This is a genomic window from Streptomyces sp. NEAU-sy36, from assembly GCF_013423905.1.
GTDB classification, from domain to species: Bacteria; Actinomycetota; Actinomycetes; order Streptomycetales; family Streptomycetaceae; genus Streptomyces; species Streptomyces misionensis.
Genome location: NZ_CP058977.1, coordinates 109,688 through 133,116 on the forward strand (window position 1 = coordinate 109,688; position 23,429 = coordinate 133,116).

General features: G+C 74.8%; 19 protein-coding genes and 1 pseudogene. 11 read left to right on the top strand and 9 right to left on the bottom strand.

From position 1 onward, the window contains the following. Positions 1 to 131: 131 nt before the first annotated feature. Together HZZ00_RS00510 and HZZ00_RS00515 are read right to left on the bottom strand one after the other, a co-directional pair. Positions 132 to 2,294 carry a VWA domain-containing protein gene (locus tag HZZ00_RS00510; protein WP_180330297.1) on the bottom strand — a complete coding sequence of 721 codons (2,163 nt, stop codon included), beginning with the start codon at positions 2,292 to 2,294 and terminating at the stop codon, positions 132 to 134. A 98-nt stretch (positions 2,295 to 2,392) separates the two neighbouring features. Continuing rightward, positions 2,393 to 3,184, bottom strand: a complete 792-nt coding sequence (locus HZZ00_RS00515) for an alpha/beta fold hydrolase (RefSeq protein WP_180330296.1) — start codon at positions 3,182 to 3,184, stop codon at positions 2,393 to 2,395. Between the two features lie 100 nt (positions 3,185 to 3,284). Here HZZ00_RS00515 and HZZ00_RS00520 point away from each other — a divergent pair, with 100 nt between their 5' ends. Further along, on the top strand, positions 3,285 to 4,652 hold the full coding sequence (locus tag HZZ00_RS00520; protein ID WP_180330295.1) for a PLP-dependent aminotransferase family protein: 1,368 nt from the start codon (positions 3,285 to 3,287) through the stop codon (positions 4,650 to 4,652). On the opposite strand, the gene HZZ00_RS00525 is transcribed toward HZZ00_RS00520, so the two are convergent. Both HZZ00_RS00525 and HZZ00_RS00530 read right to left on the bottom strand, forming a co-directional pair. Continuing rightward, on the bottom strand, positions 4,540 to 5,475 hold the full coding sequence (locus tag HZZ00_RS00525; protein WP_180330294.1) for a hypothetical protein: 936 nt from the start codon (positions 5,473 to 5,475) through the stop codon (positions 4,540 to 4,542). The genes HZZ00_RS00520 and HZZ00_RS00525 overlap by 113 nt on opposite strands. Positions 5,476 to 5,554: 79 nt before the next feature. Then, positions 5,555 to 6,037 carry a hypothetical protein gene (locus HZZ00_RS00530; protein ID WP_180330293.1) on the bottom strand — a complete coding sequence of 161 codons (483 nt, stop codon included), beginning with the start codon at positions 6,035 to 6,037 and terminating at the stop codon, positions 5,555 to 5,557. A gap of 189 nt (positions 6,038 to 6,226) precedes the next feature. Here HZZ00_RS00530 and HZZ00_RS00535 point away from each other — a divergent pair, with 189 nt between their 5' ends. Then, entirely contained in the window at positions 6,227 to 7,447 is a 1,221-nt protein-coding gene (locus tag HZZ00_RS00535) for a PP2C family protein-serine/threonine phosphatase (protein WP_180330292.1), read from the top strand. Between the two features lie 86 nt (positions 7,448 to 7,533). Further along, on the top strand, positions 7,534 to 8,928 hold the full coding sequence (locus HZZ00_RS00540) for a hypothetical protein (protein ID WP_180330291.1): 1,395 nt from the start codon (positions 7,534 to 7,536) through the stop codon (positions 8,926 to 8,928). 6 nt (positions 8,929 to 8,934) lie between these two features. On the opposite strand, the gene HZZ00_RS00545 is transcribed toward HZZ00_RS00540, so the two are convergent. After that, positions 8,935 to 10,179 (bottom strand): amidohydrolase, encoded by a 1,245-nt coding sequence (locus tag HZZ00_RS00545; protein WP_180330290.1) that lies wholly within the window; start codon positions 10,177 to 10,179, stop codon positions 8,935 to 8,937. Between the two features lie 43 nt (positions 10,180 to 10,222). After that, the gene (locus HZZ00_RS00550; protein ID WP_180330289.1) at positions 10,223 to 10,399 is read right to left on the bottom strand and encodes a hypothetical protein; all 177 of its coding nucleotides are present in this window, start codon (positions 10,397 to 10,399) and stop codon (positions 10,223 to 10,225) included. A gap of 112 nt (positions 10,400 to 10,511) precedes the next feature. Between HZZ00_RS00550 and HZZ00_RS00555 the strand changes: the two genes are divergently transcribed. Next, positions 10,512 to 11,855 carry a helix-turn-helix transcriptional regulator gene (locus HZZ00_RS00555; protein WP_180330369.1) on the top strand — a complete coding sequence of 448 codons (1,344 nt, stop codon included), beginning with the start codon at positions 10,512 to 10,514 and terminating at the stop codon, positions 11,853 to 11,855. 7 nt (positions 11,856 to 11,862) lie between these two features. On the opposite strand, the gene HZZ00_RS00560 is transcribed toward HZZ00_RS00555, so the two are convergent. Next, positions 11,863 to 12,648 carry a hypothetical protein gene (locus HZZ00_RS00560; RefSeq protein ID WP_180330370.1) on the bottom strand — a complete coding sequence of 262 codons (786 nt, stop codon included), beginning with the start codon at positions 12,646 to 12,648 and terminating at the stop codon, positions 11,863 to 11,865. A gap of 333 nt (positions 12,649 to 12,981) precedes the next feature. Here HZZ00_RS00560 and thrS point away from each other — a divergent pair, with 333 nt between their 5' ends. The 6 genes from thrS (at position 12,982) to HZZ00_RS00590 (ending at position 19,527) form a co-directional block, all read left to right on the top strand. Next, on the top strand, positions 12,982 to 14,208 hold the full coding sequence (thrS, locus tag HZZ00_RS00565) for a threonine--tRNA ligase (RefSeq protein WP_180330371.1): 1,227 nt from the start codon (positions 12,982 to 12,984) through the stop codon (positions 14,206 to 14,208). Between the two features lie 49 nt (positions 14,209 to 14,257). Next, positions 14,258 to 15,208: a nucleoside hydrolase gene (locus HZZ00_RS00570; protein WP_180330372.1), complete on the top strand. Its 951-nt coding sequence runs from the start codon at positions 14,258 to 14,260 to the stop codon at positions 15,206 to 15,208. A 78-nt stretch (positions 15,209 to 15,286) separates the two neighbouring features. Further along, positions 15,287 to 16,933 (top strand): glycoside hydrolase family 13 protein, encoded by a 1,647-nt coding sequence (locus HZZ00_RS00575; RefSeq protein WP_180330373.1) that lies wholly within the window; start codon positions 15,287 to 15,289, stop codon positions 16,931 to 16,933. 121 nt (positions 16,934 to 17,054) lie between these two features. Further along, complete coding sequence (locus HZZ00_RS00580) at positions 17,055 to 17,756, top strand: DUF6445 family protein (protein ID WP_180330374.1); 702 nt, start codon at positions 17,055 to 17,057, stop codon at positions 17,754 to 17,756. Positions 17,757 to 17,802: 46 nt separating this feature from the next. Continuing rightward, entirely contained in the window at positions 17,803 to 18,471 is a 669-nt protein-coding gene (locus tag HZZ00_RS00585) for an SDR family oxidoreductase (RefSeq protein WP_180330375.1), read from the top strand. Positions 18,472 to 18,582: 111 nt separating this feature from the next. Continuing rightward, the gene (locus tag HZZ00_RS00590; protein WP_180330376.1) at positions 18,583 to 19,527 is read left to right on the top strand and encodes an MIP/aquaporin family protein; all 945 of its coding nucleotides are present in this window, start codon (positions 18,583 to 18,585) and stop codon (positions 19,525 to 19,527) included. 70 nt (positions 19,528 to 19,597) lie between these two features. Here HZZ00_RS00590 and HZZ00_RS00595 read toward each other — a convergent pair. Together HZZ00_RS00595 and HZZ00_RS00600 are read right to left on the bottom strand one after the other, a co-directional pair. Next, positions 19,598 to 19,816, bottom strand: a pseudogene (locus tag HZZ00_RS00595) (helix-turn-helix domain-containing protein); the annotation flags it as partial. Positions 19,817 to 19,830: 14 nt separating this feature from the next. Further along, positions 19,831 to 20,898 carry a CdaR family transcriptional regulator gene (locus HZZ00_RS00600; RefSeq protein WP_180330377.1) on the bottom strand — a complete coding sequence of 356 codons (1,068 nt, stop codon included), beginning with the start codon at positions 20,896 to 20,898 and terminating at the stop codon, positions 19,831 to 19,833. Positions 20,899 to 21,134: 236 nt separating this feature from the next. Here HZZ00_RS00600 and HZZ00_RS00605 point away from each other — a divergent pair, with 236 nt between their 5' ends. Beyond that, on the top strand, positions 21,135 to 23,321 hold the full coding sequence (locus HZZ00_RS00605) for a flotillin family protein (RefSeq protein ID WP_180330378.1): 2,187 nt from the start codon (positions 21,135 to 21,137) through the stop codon (positions 23,319 to 23,321). The last annotated feature ends 108 nt before the right edge of the window (positions 23,322 to 23,429 follow it).

The following is a 23,429-nucleotide window of genomic DNA, read 5'->3' on the forward strand; positions in this document are numbered from 1 at the left end:
TGCTCCCAGGTCGGGTTGTTTTACGAACCTTGAAATGGTAGCCGAGACAGGTGGGCCGCCCGCTTCCCGTTTTACAGGGTGGGAAGGGGGCGGCCGGTGGCTGGACGGGGCGGGCCGGGACTACGGCGTGCTCACGGCCGCCAGGTGGCGAGTACGCCCTCGTACAGCTCCGCGTCGGTCAGTTCGCGGGGGGTGGGGCCCGCGTGGAAGAAGGCGGTGTTGGGGGTCTTCAGCTTGCGCAGGTAGTCGAACGCCTTGTTGTCGTGCTCACCGAACGCGACGAAGGAGAAGAAGACCGTGGGGTGGCTCTTCGCCGCGGCGGTGAGGGCCTGGGTCGCGGGCGTCTTGGCGTCCGGGGCGCCGTCGGTCTGGAACACCACCAGCGCCGGGGTGCCGGGGGCGACGTGCTCGTCGTAGTGGGCGAGCACGGCCTCCACGGCGGCGTGGTAGCTGGTCCGGCCCATCCGGCCGAGGCCCGCGTGGACGTCGTCGATCCTCGTCGCGTGGTCCGGGGCGAGGGTCAGATCGGTGCTGCCGTCGACCTCCGTGGAGAAGAAGACGGTGTGGACCGTGGTCTCGGGGTCCAGGTGAGCCGCGAGGGCGAGGGCCTGGTCGGCGAGGGCCTGCGCGGAGCCGTCCTTGTAGTACGGCCGCATGCTGGCGGAGCGGTCCAGCACGAGGTAGAGCTTCGCGCGGGTCCCGGTGAGGTCGGTCTTCGCGAGCGGCTCGACGGCGGCGGTGTAGGCCGTGGCGAGGGCGGGGGCGACGGCCTGGACGGCGGGGAGGGGAGTGGCGGCGGCCCGGCCGGCGTCGTCGGCGGGTGCCTCCGGGGCGACCGGCTCGGCGGGCTCGCTGTCGGCGGTGACGGCCTCCTGGCCGGGCGCGGGCTCGGCGGGTGCGGCTTCGGAGGTCGTCGCGGCGGGCGCGGGCTCGGCGGGTGCCGCGTTCGTCTCCGGCTCGGTTTCGGCGGGTGCCGCCTTCGTCTCCGGCTCGGTTTCGACGGTTGCGGGCTCCGGCTCCGTCTCGGCGGCGACGGGTTCCGGTTCCGTCTCGGCGGGTGCGGCTGCCGGCTCTCGCTCGGTCTCGGCGTCGGGGGTGGCGGTCTCCTGGGCGGGCGTGGCCGCTTCGGTGGTCGCCGTTTCCGGCTCGGTCCCGGTGGGCTCGGCCTCGGCGGCTGCGGCGTCCGACTCCGGTTCCGCCTCGGCGGTTGCGGCTTCGGCCTCGGGGGCGGCGGTCCCCTCGGTGGACTCGGCTTCGGCGGTGGCCGCCGTTTCCGGCTCAGCCGCGGCTGGCTCCTCCTCGGTCACCGTCTCCTCGGTCTCGGTGACCGACTCCGCGTCCGCGGTCTGCGTCGGCTCCGCGGGGACGGCCTCGGCCTCCGATGTCTCCGGCATGGCCGCCGGGGCGTCCGCGTCTTCCGGGGCCGGTGCGGGTTCCGCCGCCTCTTCCTCGGCGGTCGCCTTTGCCCGGGGCTCGCCCGACTCGGTGGTCTCCGGCTCGTCCAGGGGGGACGGCGCCTGCGGGGTCACCTCGTCCGCCGGTGCGGGTTCCGTCGTCGGCGCTTCTTCGCCCTGCGCCTCGGCGCTGGTCTCGGCCCCGGCCTCGGGTTCCACCGCCTCGGTGTCGGTTTCCGGCTCAGCGGTCACCTCCGGCTCAGCGGTCACCTCCGCCTCGGTCTCGCCGGTCGGCTCGGACTCGCCCTCGGCAGCCGTCACGGCGTCCGCCTCGGCCTCGGCAACGGCGTCGTCCTCGACAGGCACGTCCGCCTTCGCCTCGGTGTCGGTGTCGGCCTCCGCCCCGGCAACGGCGTCGACCTCGGCCTCCGCCTCCACCTCGGCCTCGGTGTCACCTTCGGCCCCGGCCCCCGTGCCCCGCTCGGTCTCCGCGTCGGTCTCCGCCACCGGCTCGGCCGCCCGCCCGGTCTCCTCGGTGGCGGGCGTCCGTTCGGAAGTCGTCGTCTCGGTGGTCGACGCGTCGGGTGCGTCGTCCGCCGGGGCCGAGGGGTTCGGTACCCGGACCTTGTCGAAGGCGGCGGACACCAGTTCGTGTTCCCCGGCGGAGGAGTCGCGGGGCTCGGGGACCGTCGCCGTCGGCTCGGGAGCGGCCGGGTCGCGGGGTTCCGGAACCGTCGGCGTCGGCTCGGCCGAAACCGGCTCCACCGCCTCCACCGGCTCCACCGGCTCCACCGACTGCGCCGGCTCGGCCGGGGGCTGGGCCGTCGCACCCTCTGCCTCGGCGGCTCGGGACTTGCGTGAGCGGCCGAATGCGTTCCGCAGGAGAGTGAGAATGCCCATGTGTGCAACCCTTCGCGTGAGGTGACACCGTCAATCGCTGGCCAGGACGGACACGTAAGGTTAGCGGCCCTGGATGTCCGCGGTGTGGCCCCGAACCCTCACGGCGCACCGTCGACGCGTGCCAGGAAATCCCCCAGCACCCGGTTGAACTCCTCGGGCCGCTCCAGATTGGGCAGATGGGCCGCCCCCTCGACGACCTCCAGGGTGGAATCGGGGAGGGATCGCGCCAGGGACTCGGCGTCGGCGACGGGGGTGTAGGTGTCGTCGGCACCCACCACCACCAGCGCGGGGACCGTCACCCGTGTCAGCAGGCCCCGGTAGTCGGGGCGTTCGGCCCGCCCGCGCAGGGACGCCGCCGCGCCCGGGGCGGCCGTCGCGGTCATCATGCCGTGGACGTGCGCCTTGACCTCCGCGCGCGCGTACGGCGCGACCATGCGGTCCAGCACCTCGTCGGCGTAGCCGCGCATCCCCTCCGCGAGCAGCCGGTCCGCCATCGCGTTGCGGTTCCGTACGCCCTCGGGGGTCTCCGGCTCGGCGAAGGTGTCCGCGAGGACCAGGCCCCGGATCCGGTCGCCGAAGCGGTCGTGGCACTCCATGGCGATCTGGCCGCCCATCGACAGCCCGGCCAGCACGAAGGTGTCGACGCCCAGGAAGTCGAGGAGTTCGGCCACGTCCTCGGCGTGGCGGGAGAGCGGGACCTTGCCGGGAGTGACCGGTGAGGCGCCGTAGCCGCGCAGGTCGGGGGCGACGACCCGGCGGCCGGCGGAGAACTCCGCCACCTGCGGGTCCCACATCGTGCGGTCGAAGGGGTGTCCGTGGATCAGCACCAGGGGGCAACCGGCGGAAGCGGAATCACGGCATTTGTCGGTGAACGCGAGGTACGGGGGCATGTGATCGACCCTAGGCGGGCCCAACTGCTCGGTGCAATAAGATCTTTGCCCTCGGTGCAATCGCGGGCTCGGCCGACGTGCCAGACCAACAGGGGGACCGATGAACGACTTTCGGCGGATCGCCGACCGGATAGCCGCCGACATCGCGAGCGGGCGGCTGCGCCCGGGGCAGCGGCTGCCGCCGCAGCGCGCCTTCGCGCGGCGGCACGGGCTCGCGCCCTCCACGGCGGGGCGGGTGTACGCCGAACTCGTGCGCCGGGGACTGGTGGTGGGCGAGGTCGGGCGGGGCACCTTCGTGCGGGCCACCGCCCCGGACGGACAGCCGGGACACGCCCTGACCGAGGCGGCGGCCGGGGCACCGCCGGTGAACCTGGAGCTGAACTACCCGGAGGCGGCGGGGCAGTCGGAGGCACTGGCCCGGACGCTCGCGCCGCTGCTGCGGCCGGACGCGCTCGGGGACGCGCTGCGGCCGGCCGGGGCCGCCGGTACGCCGGCCGCTCGGGAGGCGTTCGCCGCGCTGCTCGACGAGGGCGGGGTGCGCGCCGACCCGGCGCGGATCCTGTTCACCGGGAACGGCCGGCAGGCGATCGCCGCCGCGCTCGCCTCGCTGGCCCGCCCCGGCGACCGGGTCGGGGTGGAGCCGCTCACCTATCCGCTGGTCAAGGAGATCGCCGGCCGGCTCGGGCTGAGTCTGGTGCCGCTCGCCATGGACGAGGAGGGCGTCCGCCCGCAGTCCGTCGCCGCCCTCCACCGCACCGCGCCGCTGGCCGCCCTCTACCTCCAGCCGACCCTGCACAACCCGACCGCGCTGACCATGGGAGCCCCCCGGCGCGCCGAGCTGGCGGACGTCGTCCACAGGCTGGGGATACCGGTCGTCGAGGACCGGATCTGGTCCTTCCTGGAGCCGGGACCGCACCGGGTCCCGCCGCTGGCCGCGCTCGCGCCGGACCTCGTCCACCTCGTGGACGGGCTGTCCAAACGGGTCGCGCCCGGTCTCACCGTCGGGTTCGTCGTCGTACCGCGGGGGCGGGGCGAGGCGGTGGCGCGGGCCGTCCGGGCCGGGGGGTGGAGCGCGGGCGGGTTCGCGCTGGCGGCGGCCGTGCGCTGGCTCGCCGAGGGAACCGTGGACCGGCTGGTGGCCGCGAAGCGGCGGGACGCGGCGCGCCGGCAGCGGCTGGTCGCCGAGAAGCTGGCCGGCTTCGCGGTGCGCTCCGACCCGGCCGCCTGTTTCGCCTGGTGGCAGCTGCCCGCGCCGTGGCGCGCGGACACCTTCACGGCGGCCGCGCGCGAACACGGGATCGCGGTCACGCCCGGTACGGCCTTCTCGGTGGGGCCCGGCCGTGCCCCGGACGCGGTCAGGCTTGGGCTCGGTTCGGTTCCGGAGCCGACGCTGGCGCGGGCTCTGGAGACCCTCGCCACCGTCGCACGAGCCGGGCGGGGCGCAGATTCCGGGTCAGCCAGGTGGTGAGGGCCACCGTGAGGCCGAGGCCGAGCAGCAGCCAGGAGACCGTGCGCAGGGTGCCGGTCAGGGCGTCGTAGACGGCGCCGGCGGCCGGGCGGGGCACGTCGGCGGGCAGGTCGGCGAGGGTGAGTCGGCGGCCGATCGCCACGGCGAGACCGAGCAGCGCGCCGCCGAGGGCGGTGCCCAGCGCGGTCGCGGCGATGGCCCGGCGGCGGCGGACGGCCAGGGCGATCCCCGCGGCCGCGAAGGCCACGGCCGCCACCGGCAGCCAGAATCCGGCGACTTCGAGCACGTGGAACCCCTTTCGGAGCGACGTCAGTTCGTCGGCCGGGAGCACGGCGACAGTGGTGTGCTGCACCGGGATACGGGCGGCGAGCGGTATGTGCTCGTCGCTGAGCTGCTGTTTGACCTGGGCGGTGACGGGGGCGAGGTCGACGGTGACCGGCTCGGCGGCCGCGTCGTCGCGATCGTCGCGCAGCGCCCGCAGCACCGCGTCGTGGGTGACCCGGTTGCCGGTGTCCCAGGCCAGCCGGAAGGCCTCGGTCTGGGTGAAGGAGCGCACCGCGTCGTGCACGAACGGGCGCACCGAGCCCCGCAGCGGGCCGACGTCCAGCCGGTGGTCCACCTCGTGGAGCAGGCTGTCCCCGACGGCGTTCGCGACGGCCTCCCGCACGTCCGGGTCGGTGGCGAGCGGGGCCATCGTGGTGACGTACCGGCCCGTGTCGGTGAGCCCGTACGCCGCCCAGACCGCCAGCGCGCCGAACGGCACGAGCAGGCAGGACAGGGTGATCAGTACGGCCGACAGGGCGCTCCTGAGGCGTTGCGGCACCCTTTCAGGCAACGGCCCGCGGGGCCGGGACGCTACCGGGGGGCGCCCGTCCGGGCGACCGCCGCACGGGGGCGCGGCCTCAGCGGATCCGCCGTCCGAAGGCGTCCTCGCGGGTGTAGTACCGGTAGAAGAAGACGATGAAGGTGGCCGCCGCGACCAGCAGCGAAATCAGCGCGGTCCGGGCGACGGAATGGCCGGCCTGGCTGTACAGGAAGCCGAACGCGCAGCCGACGAACGCCGTCCACAGCAGCGCGTGCACCTCCCGGATCATCCGTGGGGCCAGCGCCAGCAGGGCGCTGCACAGCACGGCGAAGACGAGGAAGCTGGCGAAGGCGAGCAGAAGGTTCCAGCCGGTGACCGGGCCGCCGGAGCGGTTTATCTCCGCGACCCAGAAGCCGTAGATCAGGCCCAGCACCACCGGGACCGCGATCCGGCCGATCCGGTGGGTGCGGGCGTCGAAGACATCGGGGGTACGGCGCTGGTCGGGGGAGGTGGCGGCCTGCACCTCGGGCGCCGGGGCGCGCCGGGGGATGCCACCGGGTGCGGGTGCCGCATGGGTCATGTGAGCACTCCTCTCTCCTCGCCCCCCGTTCGCCTTCCAATGCACACCTGTGCGCCCGCCCCGGCAACTCGGACGGCGGAACCCCGGCAGACCGGACCGCCCCGCGAGACCGGAGCGGGGGTGCCCGGATGCGTGCCCCTTTACCCGTGTTTGTCGACCGAACCTGGAGACTCGGCCGATGTGAACCGGATGACGTACGAGCGGCACCGCCGACGGCGGCTCTGCGGACAGGGTTACGCCTGGCTGCTGCCGTTGCTGCTGCTCGTCGGCATCGTGCTGCTGGACTTCAACACGGGTGCGGAGTACCGGTTCGTCTCCTGGATCGTGCTGGTGCCCGGCATCGCCGCCGCGGTCTGCGGGGTGCGCACCACGGCCTGCTTCTGCGTGGTGTCGCTGGTGGCGTACGTGCTGGTGGACAACGCCTGGCCGGACCAGTACAGGGCGGGCTTCGCCGACTTCCTCCTGGTCGCGCTCGGCGGTGCGCTGGCCACGGTGGTCTCGGCCCTGCGGGTGCGCCAGGAGCGGCACATGCTGCGCATGGAGGACGTCGCGGCGGCCACGGTACGGGCCGTGCTGCGCCCGCTGCCCGAGCGCTGGGCGGGCCTCGAACAGGCGGGCGCGTACTTCCCCGCCGACGTGGAGGCGCAGGTCGGAGGCGATTTCTACGACATCCAGCCCGGGCCGTACGGCACCCGGGTGCTGGTCGGGGACGTCCAGGGGAAGGGGACGGGCGCGGTGGAGGCGGCGGCCGCGCTGCTCGGCAGCTTCCGCGAGGCGGGCTACTACGAGAAGGATCTCGGGACGGTCGCCGAGCGCCTGGAGATCCGGATGCTGCGGCTGCGGATCCACGCCACCGCGATCGGCCGCCGCGACGGGGACCGGTTCGCCACCGCGGTGCTGGTCGCCTTCTCCCGGGACGCCCCCGACACGGTCGAGATCGTCAACTTCGGGCACGAGGCGCCGCTCGTGGTCGGCCCGCGCGGGGTGCGCGAGCTGTCCTGCGGGGACGGACTGCCGGTCGGCCTGAGCGACCTGGTCGGCGGGCTGCCGCCGGTGCACCAGGTACCGCTGGCCGAGGACGAGACGCTGCTGCTGGTCACGGACGGGGTGACCGAGGCCCGGGACCGCCACGGCGAGTTCTACGACCTGGTCGGCGACGTCGCCGAAGCCGTCGTGGCCGATCCGTGCTGCGCCGAGCCCCAGCGCCTGGTGCGCCGCGTCCACGAGGGTGTCCGGCGGCACAGCGGGGGCGTGCTGGCGGACGACACCACGATCTTCGCGCTGCGCCGCCTCCCGGCCGGTGACGAAGGACCGCGGCCGGCGGTGTTCCCGGGGTGGGACAGCGAGGGATGGCTGGCGGAGCGGGTGTGGGCGGGCGACGACCCGGAACGGGGAAGTTCGGCGTCCTGAGGCGCGTCGGGGCGGTCGCAGCGGTTACGGTGCTGGCGGGAGAGTGCGGATCCACAGGGACCGCAGGGCCTACAGGGGGAGGGACCATGCCCGGAACCGTGCTGCTGCTCGCGGCCGCGCCGCTGGGCCGGGGACGCCTGGTGGACGCGGCCTCCGTGCTGCCGGTGCTGGCCGCCGTCGCCCCCGCCGTGCTGTCCGGCACCGACACCGCCAACGTCGTGGAACTCGCGGACCCGGTGGACCCGCAGGGCGTGCTGACCCGGCTGCGGGCCGCGGCGGCCGCGCCGGGGCCGCTCACCGTGTACCTCACCGGCCAGCTGCACCTGGACCGCCGGCAGCGGCTGCCGCACCTCGCGCTGGCCCGCACCACGCCGGCCACGGTCCGCTACACCGCGCTGCCCTGGCACTGGATCCGCGAGGAGCTGCGGCTGCGGCCGCCGGGGCAGACCGCGCTCCTCCTCGATCTGCACGCGGACCCGGAGGCCTGGCGGCACCTGCACGAACAGCCGCTGGACGCGGGCCGCACGGCCGCGGTCTACGGCCGCGTCGCACCGCCGCCCGGACGCCGGGGGCCGGCCGAGCCGACGTACATGAAGACGGTCGCCACCCTGCTGCGCAGCGGTCACCGCCCGCCGCTGGACGAACTCCACCACCAGGCCCTCGCCCGGATCGCGGAGGAGACCTCCGTCAACGTCCTCCTGGGACCGCCCCAGGTCGCCGCGTACGCCGGTCCCGGGTGGACGGGCCCCGCCGTGCCGGCCGGCGGGTTCGGCGCGGTGGCGGACGCCGGGCACCCCGGCGGGTATGCGGGGACCGGGGCGATCCCGGGGCCGCGGACGGACGCGCCGGACGCGGTGCCGGCCGGCGGTTCCGGTCCCGTGTCCGCCGACGCGGTCCGGCCGGATTCCGGCGCGGCGGCCGACGCCGGGGATGTGGCCGGGGACGCGGGCGTGGCCGGGCCGGCGGAGCCCGGCGCGGGCGGGGGGCCGGGGGACGACGCGCGGGCGGAGGGCTCCGCCGCTCCGCCGCCGGCCCCTGCGGACGGGCTCCCGGAGGCCGGGGGCGATCCGCACGTCGCCATCAGTGACGCCGTGCGGGACGGGCGGCACGAGGAGGCCGACGCGATCGCGGCGCGGCTCCAGGAGGCGGCCGTCGGGGAGCACGGGCCGGCGTCCGAGGACGCGCTGCACTGGGCCGAGGTGCGCGCCGACCTCGCGATGTTCGCGGGGGACGCGGGGCGCAGCTGCCGGGGCTGGATGACGGTGGCCGAGACCAGGCTCGCGGCGGGGCAGGCCCCCGACGCGCCCGCCGTGGAGGCCGCCGTCGACCGGGCGCACCACCAGTGGGGCCGTATCGGCGACACCGCGCGGGCCCGTGAACTGGGGCCCGCGCTCGCGGAGCTGCGCTCCAGGGTGCCGGGGCGCAGGCAGGGCGCGCTGGAGGACGTACGGCGGCAGCTGCGCGAGTTGCAGCGGACCTGACCCGGCTCACGCCTCCGACAGCAGCGCCAGTGCCCCCGACACCAGGGTCCGCACGCCCGGGGCGACGGTGGCCGGGTCGGGGGCGAAGCGGGGGCTGTGGTTGCTGGGGACGGCGGCGAGCTTCTCGGCGAGGGTGTCGCCGGACGCGAGGTCCCAGACGTCGGCGGGCGTGGTGGTGACGAACCAGTACGAGTAGGGGATGGCGCTGTTCAGCGAGAACTCCGGGAAGTCCTCGCTGCCCATCGCCGGGCCCGGGTCGAACACCGTGCCCGCGCCGAAGACCTCGCCGTGCACGGCGGCCACGGTCCGGTCGGTGTCCGCGTCGTTCACGGTCATCGGGAAGGTGTTGCCGAGGGTGACGTCGGGCTCGCGGGGGCAGCCGGCGGCCAGGCACTCGCCCTGGGCGATGCGCCGGATCGCGGCCAGCATCCGCTGCCGTACCGCCTCGGACTGGGTGCGCAGGTTGAGCGCGATGCGCGCCTCGCCGGGGATGATGTTGTGCCGGGTGCCCGCCTCGATCCGGCCCACCGTCAGCACCGCGGACTCGCCCGCCGCGACCTCCCGGGAGACCACCGTCTGAAGCCGGGTGACGAGGTAGGCGGCGGTCACCACCGGGTCCACCGTCGCCTCCGGGCGCGAGCCGTGCCCGCCCCTGCCGTACACCACGATGTCCACGTCCGTCGCGGCGGACATGATCAGTCCCGGCGCGTGCGGGTACAGCCCCGCCGGGCCCGGCGCGGCATGCTGGCCGAGCAGCACGTCGGGCCGCCCGAACCGCTCGTACAGCCCGTCCGCCAGCATCCGCTGGGCGCCCTGCCCGGTCTCCTCGGCGGGCTGCCCCACCACCAGCAGCGTGCCGCGCCAGGTGTCCCGCCCCCGCGCCAGCGCGGCCGCGGCCCCGGCCAGCCAGGTGACGTGCAGATCGTGGCCGCAGGCGTGCATCACCCCGTCCGTGGCGGAGGCGTACGGCAGTCCGGTCGCCTCCGGAACCGGCAGCGCGTCCATGTCGGCGCGCAGCAGCACGGTCGGGCCGTCGCCGTTGGCCAGCCGGCCCACGACCCCGGTGCCGCCGACGCCCTCGGCCGTCTCGAACCCCGCGTCCGCCAGCCGGCCGGCCAGCTTGCCGGCGGTGCGGTGTTCGCGCAGGGACAGCTCGGGGTGGCGGTGCAGATCGCGGTAGAGGTCCTCCAGGCCGGCGACCGGGAGGTCGGCGGTGAGGTCCAGCGCGGTGCGGGCGGCGGCAGAGGTCATGCGGGCAGGGTAGGCGGGTCCCGTGGTTTCCGACACCGGTTGTTCAGTGCCGGGACGCCGGCGCCTCAGCGGTGGTCCGCACGGCGGGAGCGGCCGGTGCCGTGGCGCGGGCCGGGCCGGCGTTGGCCGCGAGGATGAGCGAGGTGGCGGCGACCACGGCGGCGGCGACGGCCCTGCGCGCGGTGGAATTCCCGCGGGAACCGGGTGTACGTCCGGACACGGCGACCTCACAACACGACAGCGGCGTATTAAGCAGGTTTAACCCGCCGTTTAACCTAGAGGCAGCGGGAGCCGAACAGCAAGGCGGACAAGGGGAGTTGGGGGTGCCGGTGGTGCGGGAAAGGGACGATCCGGGAACGGTGGGACGACGGGTGCAGCAGTTGCGCGCCCAGCGCGGGCTCACCCAGCGGCAACTGGCGGAGCCGGCCTACACCCCGGCGTACATCTCCACCCTGGAGGCGGGCCGGGTGCGCGCCTCCGACGAGGCGCTGCGGCACATCGCGGACCGGCTCGGCGTGAGCTTCGAGGAACTGGCGCTGGGCCGCCCCGCCCACCTCGCCACAAAGCTGCGGCTGCGGCTGACCGAGGCGCAGCGGCTGCTGGCCGACGGCCGGGCCGAGGAGGCGGCGGCGCGCTACGCGGACCTGCTGGCCGAGGCGGAGGCGCACGCACTCGTTCCCGAACAGGCCGCCGCGCTGCTGGGGCTCGGCGAATGCGCGCTGGAGACGGGCGCGTTGACGGATGCCCGGACCCACTTCGAGCGGGCCGAGGAACAGCTCGCCGACGCCTCCCCGGCGGCCCGCGCCCCCGCCGTGCGCGGCCGCGCGGTCGCCCACTACCTGGCCGGCGAACTCCGTTACGCCGTCTACCTGCTGGAGACCACCCTCGACGAACTCAACCGGGGCGGGCTGCACGACCCGGACGCGCTGCTGCTCCTGTACGCCAGCGCCATCGGCCCCTACCTGGACATGGGCGCGCACGCCCGCGCAGCCCAGGCCGCCGAGTTCGCCCTCGCACTCGCCCCGCGCTCCGGCGACCCGGCGCTGATCGCCCGGATGCACCGCTCGGTGGCCCGCACCCTGCTCGCCGAGGGCCGCGCCGCCGAGGCCGACGCCTCCCTCGCCAAGGCGGCCGAGCTGTACCGCCAGCTCAGCCTGCGCACCGAGCTGGCGCACTGCCACTGGATGCGCGGCTACGTCCACGCGCAGAACAACCACCTCGAAGCCGCGGAGACGGAGCTGCGGCAGGCGCTGGACATGCTGTCGCGGACCCGGGCCGCCCTCTACCGCAGCCAGGCCGCGGTGGAACTCGCCGATGTGCTGCACCGGCGCGGCCGGTCCGCGGAGGCCGCGGAGCTGCTGGAGGGAGTGCTGGGCGACTTCTCCTCCGAGCGCGGCGCCGTGCACGCCGCCGCCGCGCACCGGCTGCTCGGCATCATCGCCGAGGACGGCCGCGACACCGAGTCCGCCGAGGAGCACTACGTGCGCGCCCTCAGCCTGCTGGAACGCGCGGGCGCCGCCGGTGACCTGGCCGACCTGTGCCGCCTCCTCGGCGATCTGCTGCGCCGTACCGGACGGGTCGAGGCCGCCCTGGACGCCTACCGCACCGGCCTCGGCCACCGCGCTGCCCCGGGCACCACGACGCTGGGCCCGGCACCGGCGCAGCCGCCGCTCTGATCCCGGCCTACACCTCCGCCCGGCCCTCCCTGCGTACCTGCGCGAGTCGCAGCGCTCCCACCTGGACGGCCGCCTGGGTGGCGTCGTTGGGGACGTCGGCGAGGCCGCCGTTGGTCAGGGCGAAGGCGTCGTTGCCCACCCGGACGGCGGCGACGTCGAGGGTGAGGTGGCTCTCCTGGTCGTCGGAGGTGGTGGCGTCGAGGGTGATGTGCAGGCCCTGGCGGGCGTCGCCCACCTCGGGCAGGGGGAGTTCGGCGACCCGGACGTCCTCCTGGGTGTCCTGCTGGGTGGTGGCCGTGAACCGGGCGCACTTGGCCGGCATCGTGCGCAGCCAGGCCAGCGCGGCGTCCACGTCGGACGGGCGGCGGGCGCCGATCTGGTAGCGCAGCTGGGCGTCGGTGTCGGCGTCGTCCAGGCCGACGGCGGCGCGGGCCGGGGCGCCCAGCAACCGGTCGCTGTAGAGCGCGTCGAGGAGTTTCTGGCAGTCGCCGGCCGAGGTGTTCGCCTTGAGCAGCCCGTCCCGCCAGGTCGCCGCGCCGCGGGTCGCGGCCCAGGGGGCGCCGAGGTCGGACTGGGTGAGCAGCGCGGACTGCGCCTGGCCGTCGGTGAGCGTGGAGCCGTCGGGCCGGGCCGGGGCCTGCTCGCCGCGGGAGGGGCGGTCGATCGTCGGGAGGGGCTGCGGCGCGGTCGCCGGCTGCTTCAGGGTCAGGGCCGCGCAGCCGCCGACGCCGAGGAGGCCGGCGCCTATGAGGCAGGTCAGCAGGCGTCCGTGCGGTCGTATGCCGTCGTACATCGCGGTGCCTCCCGGTGCCGGTGCCTCCTCTCACGGCACCACCGCCCCGGGCGCCCCACCAGCGCGCGGGCCCGGACGGGTGAGGGCCGGCCGGGCGGACGGGGGAGCGGACGGGCGGGGAAAACCCGTCGCCCGGCCCGCCCGGCCGTTGCTAGCCTCCCGGCCATGCAGCGCGCCCCGCAGTGCCCGAGCCCGTGCCCGAACGGCACGACGACGCCGGAGACCGTCCCGGCGCGCTGACATCCGACCTGTCCGAAGCCCCGGGGCGAACGCCCCGGGGCCGCTGGCGTGTCACGGGGTCGTCCGCCTCCGTCGAGCCGTCGAGGAGACACCGTGCACGACCAGCTTCCCGACCACCGCCGCATCGGCCGCGACCTCGGCCTGTTCGGCACCGATCCCCTGATGGGCGCCGGGCTGCCGTACTGGCTGCCGGACGGCGCGGTGGTCCGGCACACCCTGGAGGAGTACATCCGCGAGGCCGAGGTCCGGGCCGGGTACCGGCACGTGTACTCGCCCGCGCTCGGCAAGCGGGAGCTGTACGAGATCTCCGGCCACTGGGACCACTACCGCGACGACATGTACCCGCCCATGCGGCTGGGCGCCGAGGACGTCGTGCTGCGGCCAAGTCTCTGTCCCCACCACGCCCTGATCTATCGTTCCCGCGCCCGCAGCTACCGCGAACTTCCGCTGCGGCTCGCCGAGTTGGGCACCATGTACCGCGCCGAGCCGTCCGGGGCGCTGGGCGGGCTGACCCGGGTGCGGGCGATCCGGCTCAACGACGCCCATGTCTTCTGCACCCTGGACCAGGCGGTGGCCGAGTCCCGCGCCGCCCTGGAGCTGATCGCCCGCGCCTACGCCGACCTCGGCATCCGTGCCGTGCGCCACCGGCTCTCGCTGCCCGGCGCGGGCGGCAAGTACGTGGCCGACCCCGCGCTGTGGCGCCGGGCCACCGCGCTGCTGCGGGAGGTGCTGGACCGCGCCGGCATGGCGTACGAGGAGGCGGCGGGCGAGGCCGCCTTCTACGGACCCAAGATCGACGTGCAGATCGCGGACCCGGCCGGGCGCGAGTCCACCCTGTCCACCGTGCAGATCGACTTCCACCAGCCGGCCCGCTTCGGTCTGCGCTACACCGGCGCCGACGGCGCCCGGCACCGCCCGGTGATGGTGCACCGCAGCGTCATCGGCAGCGTGGAGCGTGCCGTGGCCCACCTGGTCGAGGTGCACGGTGGCGCCTTCCCGGCCTGGCTGGCGCCGGTCCAGCTGGCGGTGCTGCCGGTCGGCGCCGAGCAGGAGGAGCGGGCGGCGGCCGTCGTGGCCGAGGCGCGGGCGCGGGGGTTGCGCGCGGAGTTCGCCGGGCCCGGCCAGGGCTCCCTGGGCGCCCGCGTCCGCGCCGCGCGCCTGGTGCCGTACGTGGCGGTGATCGGTGCCCGCGAGGCCGCGGCGGACCGGGCCGCGGTACGGCTGCGGGACGGGCGGCGGCCCGGGGAGCTGCCGGTGGCGGAGCTGCTGTCCCGGGTCGCCGCGCGGGTGGCGGCGCGCGGGACCGGGCTGTGGGAGTGACGGGAGGGCTGAACTAGTGTTCGGGTCCCGTCAGACGAAGGAGTCCGCAGTGCCCGGTCCGCAGCCCGTCCCCGTGATCATCGACTGCGACACGGGTGTCGACGACGCCCTCGCGCTGCTGTTCGCCGTGCGCCACCCCGGCCTCGAACTGCGCGCGGTGACCTGTGTCGCCGGGAACACGGACGTGGACCGGGTGGTCCGCAACACCCTGACCGTGCTGGAGCAGGCCGGGGCGCCGGAGATACCGGTGGGGCGCGGCGCCGAGCGGCCGCTGCTCGAACCGGCCCGGACCTCGGGCTGGCACGGCGGCGACGGCATGGGGGACCTGGGGCTGCCGGAGCCGGTCCGCGCCCCCGCCGACGTGGACGCGGTGACCCTGCTGCGCCGGGAGATCCTGGCCTCGCCCCGGCCGGTCACCCTGGTCCCCACCGCGCCCCTGACCAACATCGCCCTGCTGCTGCGCACCCACCCGGAGGTGACCCGCCACATCGAGCGGATCGTCTTCATGGGCGGCGCGGTCGGCGCCGGGAACGCCACGGCCGTCGCCGAGTTCAACGTCTGGCACGACCCGGAGGCGGCGGCCGTCCTGCTCACCGCCGGGGTCCCGATCACGATGTACGGCCTGGACGTGTTCCGGGAGGTGGTGGTGACCGGCGCGCGGGCGCGGCGGCTGCGGGCGAGCGCCGAGCCCGGGGCCCGGCTGGCCGGCCGGCTCCTCGGGCACCGCCCGGACGGGCCCGAGAAAACGGGGTGCCTCGGGGACGCGGGGGCGGTGTGCGCGGTCGCCGATCCGGCGGGGCTGACCACCCGGCCGCTGCCCGTCGAGGTCTGCCTCGCCCCCGGCCCCGCGCGCGGCCAGACGATCGTGGACCGCCGCACGCGCCCCGGTGAGTCCGAGGCCCATCACGGACGTCGCGAACAGGCCCTGGTCGACGTCGCGTTGGCGGTGGACGCGGAACGCTACGCGCGGCTGTTCCTGGAGACCGTCGGCGGCCGCTGACGGACCGGTCCGGTTTCCAAGGTTCGCTTTCCGGGCAATGTGGACAGATTCCCTACAACCGTCTTGAAGGGAGCCCGCATGGCAGACCTCTCCTCCCGGAACCCCGACTGGTGGCGTCAGGCCGTCATCTACCAGGTCTACCCGCGCAGCTTCGCGGACGCCGACGGCGACGGGCTCGGCGACCTCCGGGGCATCACCCGGCGGCTCGGCCATCTCGCCACGCTCGGCGTGGACGCCCTGTGGCTGAGCCCGTTCTACCCGTCCGAACTCGCCGACGGCGGCTACGACGTCGCCGACCACCGGGACGTCGACCCGCGCCTGGGCACCCTGGACGACTTCGACGCCCTGGTCGCCGAGGCGCACCGGCTGGGCCTGAAGGTCGTGGTGGACCTGGTGCCCAATCACACCTCCCACCAGCACCCCTGGTTCCAGGAGGCGCTGCGGGCCGGCCCCGGCTCCGCGGCCCGCGAGCGGTACGTCTTCCGGCGCGGGCGCGGTGCGCACGGTGAACTGCCGCCCTCCGACTGGCAGTCGGTCTTCGGCGGCAGCGCCTGGCACCGGGTGCCCGACGGCGAGTGGTACCTGCATCTGTTCGCCGCCGAACAGCCCGATCTCAACTGGGACAACGAGGAGGTCCGCGCCGACTTCCGCACCACCCTGCGGTTCTGGTCCGACCGGGGCGTGGACGGCTTCCGCGTGGACGTGGCGCACGGCCTGGCCAAGGACCTGACCGAGCCGCTGCGCGACCTCGGGGACATCGGCGCCGCCGGGGAGACCGCCCTGCTGCGCGTGCCGCCCGGCGACCACCCCCACTGGGACCGCGACGAGGTGCACGAGATCTACCGCGACTGGCGCAAGGTCTTCGACGCCTACCGGCCGCCGCGGAGCGCCGTCGCCGAGGCCTGGGTGCCGGGCCCCCGCCGCGCGCTGTACGCCCGCCCCGACGAACTCGGGCAGGCCTTCAACTTCGAGTACCTGCAAGCACCGTGGGACGCGACCGAGCTGCGCCGCGTGATCACCGAGGAGCTGGCCACCGCGCGCGCCGCCGGGGCCGCCGCCACCTGGGTGCTGTCCAACCACGACGTCGTGCGCCACGCCTCCCGACTGGTCCTGCCGCCCGGCACCGACCCCGACGCCTGGCTGCTGTCCGGCGGCCACGCGCCCGCGATCGACCCGGCGGCGGGGCTGCGCCGGGCCCGCGCGGCGACCCTGCTGATGCTGGCGCTGCCCGGGTCGTCGTACCTCTACCAGGGCGAGGAACTCGGGCTGCCCGAGGTCGCCGATCTGCCCGCCGAGGTGCTCCAGGACCCGATCTGGGAGCAGACCGGGCACGTCCGCAAGGGCCGCGACGGCTGCCGGGTGCCGCTGCCCTGGACGACGGACGGACCGAGTTACGGCTTCGGGCCCGGCGGCGCCTGGCTGCCGCAGCCCGCGTCCTTCGCGGCGTACGCCGTCGAGGCGCAGAGCGGGGCGGCCGGGTCGACGCTGGAGCTGTACCGCACCGCCCTGCGGCTGCGCCGCAAGCTGCTCTGCGGGGAGGAACTGGAGTGGACGCCCGGATGCCCCGGGCAGGTACTGGACTTCAGGCGGAGCGAGGGGTGGCGGTGCGTCACCAATCTCGGGCCGGAGCCGGTGGCGGTGCCGCCGGGTGAGGTGCTGCTGGGCAGCGCGCCGCTGCCGGGGGACGGCGGGTTGCCGCCGGACACCACGGTTTGGCTCGCCTGACCGGCCGAAGACCGCCGGTGACCTGGGGATTGCCATGTGTTGGTGTACATGACACACGATTGGGGAAAGGTTGACCGGTCCTCGGGAGAAGGCCGCGCGGGCGCGGGCCTAGATTCGCCGCATGCCCCCACAGCCGGCCTCCGGGCCGCCCGCGCCCCGGCCCGCGGGCGCGCTGCCCGTCCTGCCCTACCGCAAGCCGACCCGGGGCCGCGACTACTGGGTCCTGGACGACGTGCTGCCCGATCCGGACGCGGTGCGCGCGCGGTGCCTGGCCAAGGACGACTGGGCGAAGGGGTACCCGTACACCTCCGAGACCTGGCCGGGCCTGCGCGCCATGCCCGGCCTGGAACCCGGTGAACTCGCGGTCGTCGAGAAGCTGGTGCGCGAGGCGACCGGCGCCGGGAAGCTGTGGGTGCAGCGGGCGCCCGGCGGCGGCACGCTCAACCACAACTGCGTCCAGGTCGTCGGCGCCGGCGAGAGCGAGCCACGCCCGCACACCGACTCGCGGGCGCTGTGCCGGTACGCGGCCGTGCTGTACCTCAACCCCGGTGTCCCCAAGGACTGCGGGACCAGCTTCTACCGCCAGCACCTGCCCGGCGGCCGGCTCGGCGGCAATGTCGTCCAGGCCCCGCACAACAACCTGGTGGACGCCCTGGGCACCCGCTTCGTGACCCCGGACGCCTTCGAGGAGGACGTCCGCGTACCCCACAGGTACAACCGGCTGCTCCTCTACAACGCCAACCTCGTGCACAGCGCCACCGGTTACACCGGCGACACGCTGGAGGAGAAGCGCATGACCGCCGTGTTCTTCTGGATGGCCTGACCGGCCGGGGTGCGGGGCGGGCCGCCGTGGGGTACGGATGGTGGGCGTGAGCACCATCGCCATCGTGGGAGCGGGATTCGGGCTCGGCGCCGCCGCCGCCCGCCGGTTCGGGCGGGAAGGGTACGACGTCGCCCTCGTCGCCCGCGACCGCGACCGGCTCGACGCGCTGGCCCGGGAACTGGCCGCGGACGGCGTCCGCGCGCGCGGCTTCCCCGCCGATGTGCGCGAGCCGGAACGGCTGGCCGGTGCGCTCGCGGAGGCCGGGCGGGAACTGGGGACCGTGGAGGTGCTCCAGTACAGCCCGTTGCCGCACCGGGACTTCATGCGGCCGGTGCTGGAGACCGGGTACCGGCAGCTGGTCGGCCCCGTCGAGTTCTCGGTGTACGGGCCCGTGGCCGCAGTCCAGCAGGTGCTGCCCGGGATGCGGGAGCTGGGGCGCGGCACGATACTGCTGGTGAACGGGGGTACCGCCGCCGTGCCGCACATCGGGCGGGCCGGTACGTCCATCGCGTTCGCCGCGGAGAGCGCCTACGGGCACCTGCTGCACGAACGGCTGGCCCCCGAGGGCGTCCACGTCGCGCAACTGGTCATCCCGGGCGCCATCACGCCCGGACACGCGCGCAAGGACCCCGCCGTGCTGGCCGAGATGCTCTGGGGCATGCACCGGGAGCGGCACGGCTTCCGGCACTTCGCGGACGACCTCGACAGCCGCTGACGGGCGGGCACCCACGAAGGGGTGAGGTCCCCCGGCTCACCCTGCGTGAAGAGCATTTCTGCCGCAATATGGTGACGTTGGCCGTATTGCTCCTCCTCAAGGGGGCCCTTCATGGCTGTCGAGATCCCGTCGCTGATCAAACCCTCCAAGCTGCGCGCCAGAGGCGGCCTGCTGGGCGAGTGCCTGGCGGAGTTCCTCGGGACGTTCGTCCTCATCTGCTTCGGCTGCGGTTCGGTCGCGATGGCCGTCGCCGCGCTGCCCGGCTCGGGCCGTGCCGCCACCCCCACCACCATCTTCCTCGCCGCCGGCGACTGGCTGCTGATCACCTGGGGCTGGGCGATGGCCGTCGTCTTCGGCGTCTACGTGGCCGGCGGAGTCAGCGGCGCCCACCTCAACCCCGCGATCACCCTGGCGATGGCCGTGCGCCGCGGCTTCCCCTGGGTCAAGGTGGTGCCCTACTGGTGCGCCCAGGTGGTCGGCGCCTTCACCGGGGCGGCCTTGGTCTACCTGGTCTACCACCAGGCGATCCACGCCTATGACGCCGCCGCCCCCGGCCCCAAGGTGAACGGGCACACGAACGCCACGTTCTCCATCTTCGCGACCTTCCCCGCCGCCTACTTCCACGGCGGGTTCTGGGGCCCGCTGATCGACCAGATCGTCGGTACGGCGTTCCTGGTGATGCTCGTGGTGGCCGTCCTCGACCTGCGCAACCAGGCCGTGCGGGCCAATCTGGCCCCCCTGATCATCGGCTTCGTCGTGGCCGCCATCGGCATGTCCTTCGGCGCCAACGCCGGCTACGCCATCAACCCGGCCCGCGACTTCGGGCCCCGGCTGCTCACCTACGCGGAGGGCTGGGGGAGCCTGGCCTTCCCGGGCAGCCTGTCCGGCGTGTTCGCCCACTACTGGTGGATCCCCATCGTGGGCCCGCTGATCGGCGGGGTCATCGGAATCCTGGTGTACGACCTGTTCATCGGGGACGTCCTGGTCACCCGCGCCCGGCAGGACAAGCTCCCCGAACCGGGCCGGGCCCGCCCGGAACGGCCGGTCGACGAGTAGCCTCCGGCACGTTCGGCGCGCGGCGGTTTCAGGAACGCGGCTGGGTGAAGCGGATGCGGTTGCCGAAGGGGTCGCGCAGCGGGTACATCGCCCGTTCCACCCGGCGGCGTTGCAGATGGCGGTGGGGTGTCTCGCCGAACGTGGCCCGGAAGGTGCGGCTGAAGCGCGCGGGTGACACCTGCGCGATCCGGGCCAGGGCGGAAACGTCCAGCGCCCGCGCGTAGTCGCGGTCCATCGCGTCCCGCGCCCGCAGCATGCGGCGGTTGGTCTCCTCGGCGGCGCGGCTCACGGCTTTCCTCCCGGTCACAGCGGCTGGCCGGGCCAGCCGAGGAGCCGGGCCCCGATCACCGCCGTCTGGAGCATGTACCGGTGCGCGGGGTCGGCGGGGTCGGCGGAGGTGAGTTTGCGGATGCGCTCCAGGCGGTAGGTGAGCGCGCGCACGCTGAGCGAGAGCCGGCGGGCCGCCTCGGCGGCCACGCAGCCGGAGTCGAAGTAGGCGACCAGGGTCTCCAGCAGCGGGCCCGCGCCGCCCCGGGCCTCGGCCAGCGGGCCCAGCGTGTGCTGCACCAGGTCGGCCATGGCCTGCCGGTCGCGGGCCAGTACCGGGTAGACCAGCAGGTCGGCGGCGCGCAGCACCGGCCCCGGCAGCCCCAGCCGCTCGGCCATGTCCAGCGCGGCCAGGGCCTCCTCGTACGACTGCACGACCCCGCCGGGGCCGGGCTGCGGGCGTCCGATGGCCACCCGGCCGCCCTCGGCGGCCGCGCACGCCTGCCGGGCGAAGTGGTCGAGCACCTCGCCGTTGTCGCCGGGGGCGACGCACAGCAGCCGGCCGTTCTTGGTGGTGAGCAGGATGCTGTGGGAGTCGAACCGGGCCAGCACCTCGCCCTCCACCCGCCGGGCCACCGGGCCGCCCTCGACGTACGGCTGCGCGCCCTCGGCGACCGCGACCGCGTGCGCGCGCGAGAGGCGCAGCCCGAACCGCTCGGCGCGCTCGGCCAGCCGTCCCAGGTCGCTGCGGCCGTAGAGCAGATCGTCGATGAACTCCCGGCGGGCCGCCTCCTCCCGGCGTACCGTGAGCCGCTGGGCGCGCTCGAAGCCCTCGGCGAACGCGTCGACGGCCTGTTCCACGGCGGCCAGCGCGGCCAGCGTGCTCTCCGCGCTGCCGGGGCCGACGGGCCAGGCGCCGCGCGCCGCGGCCAGATGGGCGACGACCAGCGCGCGCAGCCCGAGCCCGGCCTCGGCGGCCTGTTCGCCCAGGGTGCGGCGGGCCTTGATCTCCTCCCGGGTCAGCCGCCGGCCGGTGGCCGCGACCTCGGCCAGGATCGGGGCGAAACCGTCCAGATAGCGCCCCGGTATCTCGTGCTCGGCCACCCTGCCCCGTTCCCCCCGTGATTTTGACGCGCCGGTGACGCTTTCTTAGCGCATGTCCGGCATGCAGACAGTAGTGAACACTGCCGGAAACCGGCAATGCGCGAACGGCTGTTCCCGGCGCACCATCTGCGCGGGGAGCACTACGGAGGGTTCCGCCGCGGGGGCATGGGCGCATGCCTCCGCGGCCGGGCCTCGGGGGGAGCTCCGACCCACCGTCTGACGCAAGGACGTATGCCATGGAAGCCCTCGGTGTGCTCGTCGCCGCCTGTGTGATCGTCGCCCTGCTCCTGTTGTTCGGGTTCTCCCGGCTGTACCGCAAGGTCGACCAGAGCCAGGCCCTGATCGTGTCGAAGACCCGGCGGGTCGACGTCTCCTTCACCGGCCAGGTCGTGCTGCCGATCCTGCACAAGGCCGAGGTCATGGACATCTCGGTGAAGACCATCGAGATCAGCCGGGCCGGCCGGGACGGGCTGATCTGCCGGGACAACATCCGCGCCGACATCCGCATCCTGTTCTTCGTCAAGGTCAACAAGACCGTGCAGGACGTCATCAAGGTCGCCCAGTCCGTGGGCACCGAGCGCGCCAGCCACCAGGACACGCTCCAGGAGCTGTTCCACGCCAAGTTCTCCGAGGCGCTGAAGACCGTCGGCAAGCAGATGGACTTCACCGACCTGTACACCAAGCGCGAGGAACTGCGGTACCACATCATCGAGTTGATCGGTGTCGACCTCAACGGGTACCACCTGGAGGACGCGGCGATCGACTACCTGGAGCAGACGCCGCTGAGCCAGCTGGACCCGGCCAACGTCCTCGACGCCCAGGGCATCCGCAAGATCACCGAGCTGACGGCCGTCGAGCACGTGCGCACCAACGAGGCCAAGCGCACCGAGCAGAAGGAGATCACCCGCCAGGACGTCGACGCCCGCGAGGCCATCCTGGAGCTGGAGCGCCGGCAGGCGGACGCCGAGATCAAGCAGAAGCGGGAGATCGAGACCTCCCGGGCCCGCGAGGAGGCCGAGACCGCCCGCGTGGTCGAGGAGGAGCGGCTGCGCGCGCAGGGCGCGTTCCTGCGCACCGAGGAGCAGCTCGGCGTGCAGCGGGAGAACCAGGCGCGGGAGATAGCGGTCGCCGCGAAGAACCGCGAGCGGGTCATCGCCGTGGAGAACGAGCGCATCGAGAAGGACCGCCTGCTGGAGGTCATCGCCCGCGAGCGGGAGACCCAGCTGACCCGGATCTCCGCCGAGAAGGAGGTCGAGGCGGAGCGGCGGGACATCGCCGAGGTCATCCGGGAGCGGGTCGCGGTGGACCGTACGGTCGCCGAGCAGGAGGAGTCCATCAAGAAGCTGCGCGTGGTCGAGGAGGCCGAGCGCGAGCGGCAGGCCCTGGTCATCGCCGCCGAGGCGGAGGCGCAGGAGAAGCTGGTCAAGGACATCAAGGCCGCGGAGGCCGCCGAGCAGGCCGCCACGCACCGCGCCGCCGAGGAACTCACCCTCGCCGAAGCCCGGTTGAAGACCGCTGACCTCGACGCGCGGGCCAAGCTGCGGCTCGCCGAGGGCATCCAGGCGGAGTCCGCCGCCGAGGGACTGGCCGCGGTGCAGGTGCGCGACAAGGAGGCCGAGGTCACCGTGAAGGCCGGCCGCGCGGAGGCGGAGGCCACCCAGGCGCGGCTGCGCGCCGAGGCGGAGGGCGCCCAGGCGAAGGCCCTCGCGGAGGCCGAGGGGACGCGGGCCAAGGGGCTCGCGGAGGCCGAGGGCGCGCAGGCGGCGGCCGCGGCGACCGAGGCGCGGCTCAAGGCGGAGGCCGAGGGCGCGCGGGCCAAGGCGCTCGCCGAGGCGGAGGGCGCGAAGGCGGCGGCGCTCGCGGAGGCGTCCGGCATCGGCGAGAAGCTGAAGGCCGAGGCGGCGGGGCTCACCGAGAAGGCCGCCGCGATGGCCGCGCTGGACGAGGCGTCGCGCGGGCACGAGGAGTACCGGCTGCGGCTCCAGGCCGAGAAGGAGATTCGGCTGGCCGGACTGGAGACGCAGCGCCAGGTCGCCGAGGCACAGGCGACGGTGCTCGCGACCGGGCTGGAGAACGCCGACATCGACATCGTCGGCGGGGAGTCCGTCTTCTTCGACCGGCTGGTCTCGGCGGTCTCGCTCGGCAAGGGCGTCGACGGCTTCGTGGCCAACTCCCGTACCGCGCAGACGCTGGCGAAGCCGTGGCTGGACGGGTCGGCGAGCTTCACCGAGGACCTGAGCCGGGTGCTGGGCTCCCTGGGCACGGCCGACGTGCAGAACCTGACGGTGTCGGCCCTGCTGATGAAGCTGATGAACGGGGGCGGCGCGGAGGCCGCGCAGTTCCGTCAGCTGCTGGAGAAGGCGGGCGAGCTGGGCCTGGCGGACACGCCGCTCGCCTCGCTGAACGGGGCCGGGCGGAACTGAGGCCGGGCGGCACCGGGGCCGGGCGCGGCGGGCGCGTCCGGCCACCACGCGCCCGGCCGCGCGCCCGCGCCCCCCGGCGCGCCCCACCTTCCCGCACACGAAAGGGAA

Excerpts from the sequence above, each read along its gene's own strand:
- HZZ00_RS00510 (WP_180330297.1), bottom strand. The coding sequence starts at position 2,294 with ATGGGCATTCTCACTCTCCTGCGGAACGCATTCGGCCGCTCACGCAAG.
- HZZ00_RS00515 (WP_180330296.1), bottom strand. The coding sequence starts at position 3,184 with ATGCCCCCGTACCTCGCGTTCACCGACAAATGCCGTGATTCCGCTTCC.
- HZZ00_RS00520 (WP_180330295.1), top strand. The coding sequence starts at position 3,285 with ATGAACGACTTTCGGCGGATCGCCGACCGGATAGCCGCCGACATCGCG.
- HZZ00_RS00530 (WP_180330293.1), bottom strand. The coding sequence starts at position 6,037 with ATGACCCATGCGGCACCCGCACCCGGTGGCATCCCCCGGCGCGCCCCG.
- HZZ00_RS00535 (WP_180330292.1), top strand. The coding sequence starts at position 6,227 with ATGACGTACGAGCGGCACCGCCGACGGCGGCTCTGCGGACAGGGTTAC.
- HZZ00_RS00540 (WP_180330291.1), top strand. The coding sequence starts at position 7,534 with ATGCCCGGAACCGTGCTGCTGCTCGCGGCCGCGCCGCTGGGCCGGGGA.
- HZZ00_RS00545 (WP_180330290.1), bottom strand. The coding sequence starts at position 10,179 with ATGACCTCTGCCGCCGCCCGCACCGCGCTGGACCTCACCGCCGACCTC.
- HZZ00_RS00560 (WP_180330370.1), bottom strand. The coding sequence starts at position 12,648 with ATGTACGACGGCATACGACCGCACGGACGCCTGCTGACCTGCCTCATA.
- HZZ00_RS00575 (WP_180330373.1), top strand. The coding sequence starts at position 15,287 with ATGGCAGACCTCTCCTCCCGGAACCCCGACTGGTGGCGTCAGGCCGTC.
- HZZ00_RS00580 (WP_180330374.1), top strand. The coding sequence starts at position 17,055 with ATGCCCCCACAGCCGGCCTCCGGGCCGCCCGCGCCCCGGCCCGCGGGC.
- HZZ00_RS00590 (WP_180330376.1), top strand. The coding sequence starts at position 18,583 with ATGGCTGTCGAGATCCCGTCGCTGATCAAACCCTCCAAGCTGCGCGCC.
- HZZ00_RS00605 (WP_180330378.1), top strand. The coding sequence starts at position 21,135 with ATGGAAGCCCTCGGTGTGCTCGTCGCCGCCTGTGTGATCGTCGCCCTG.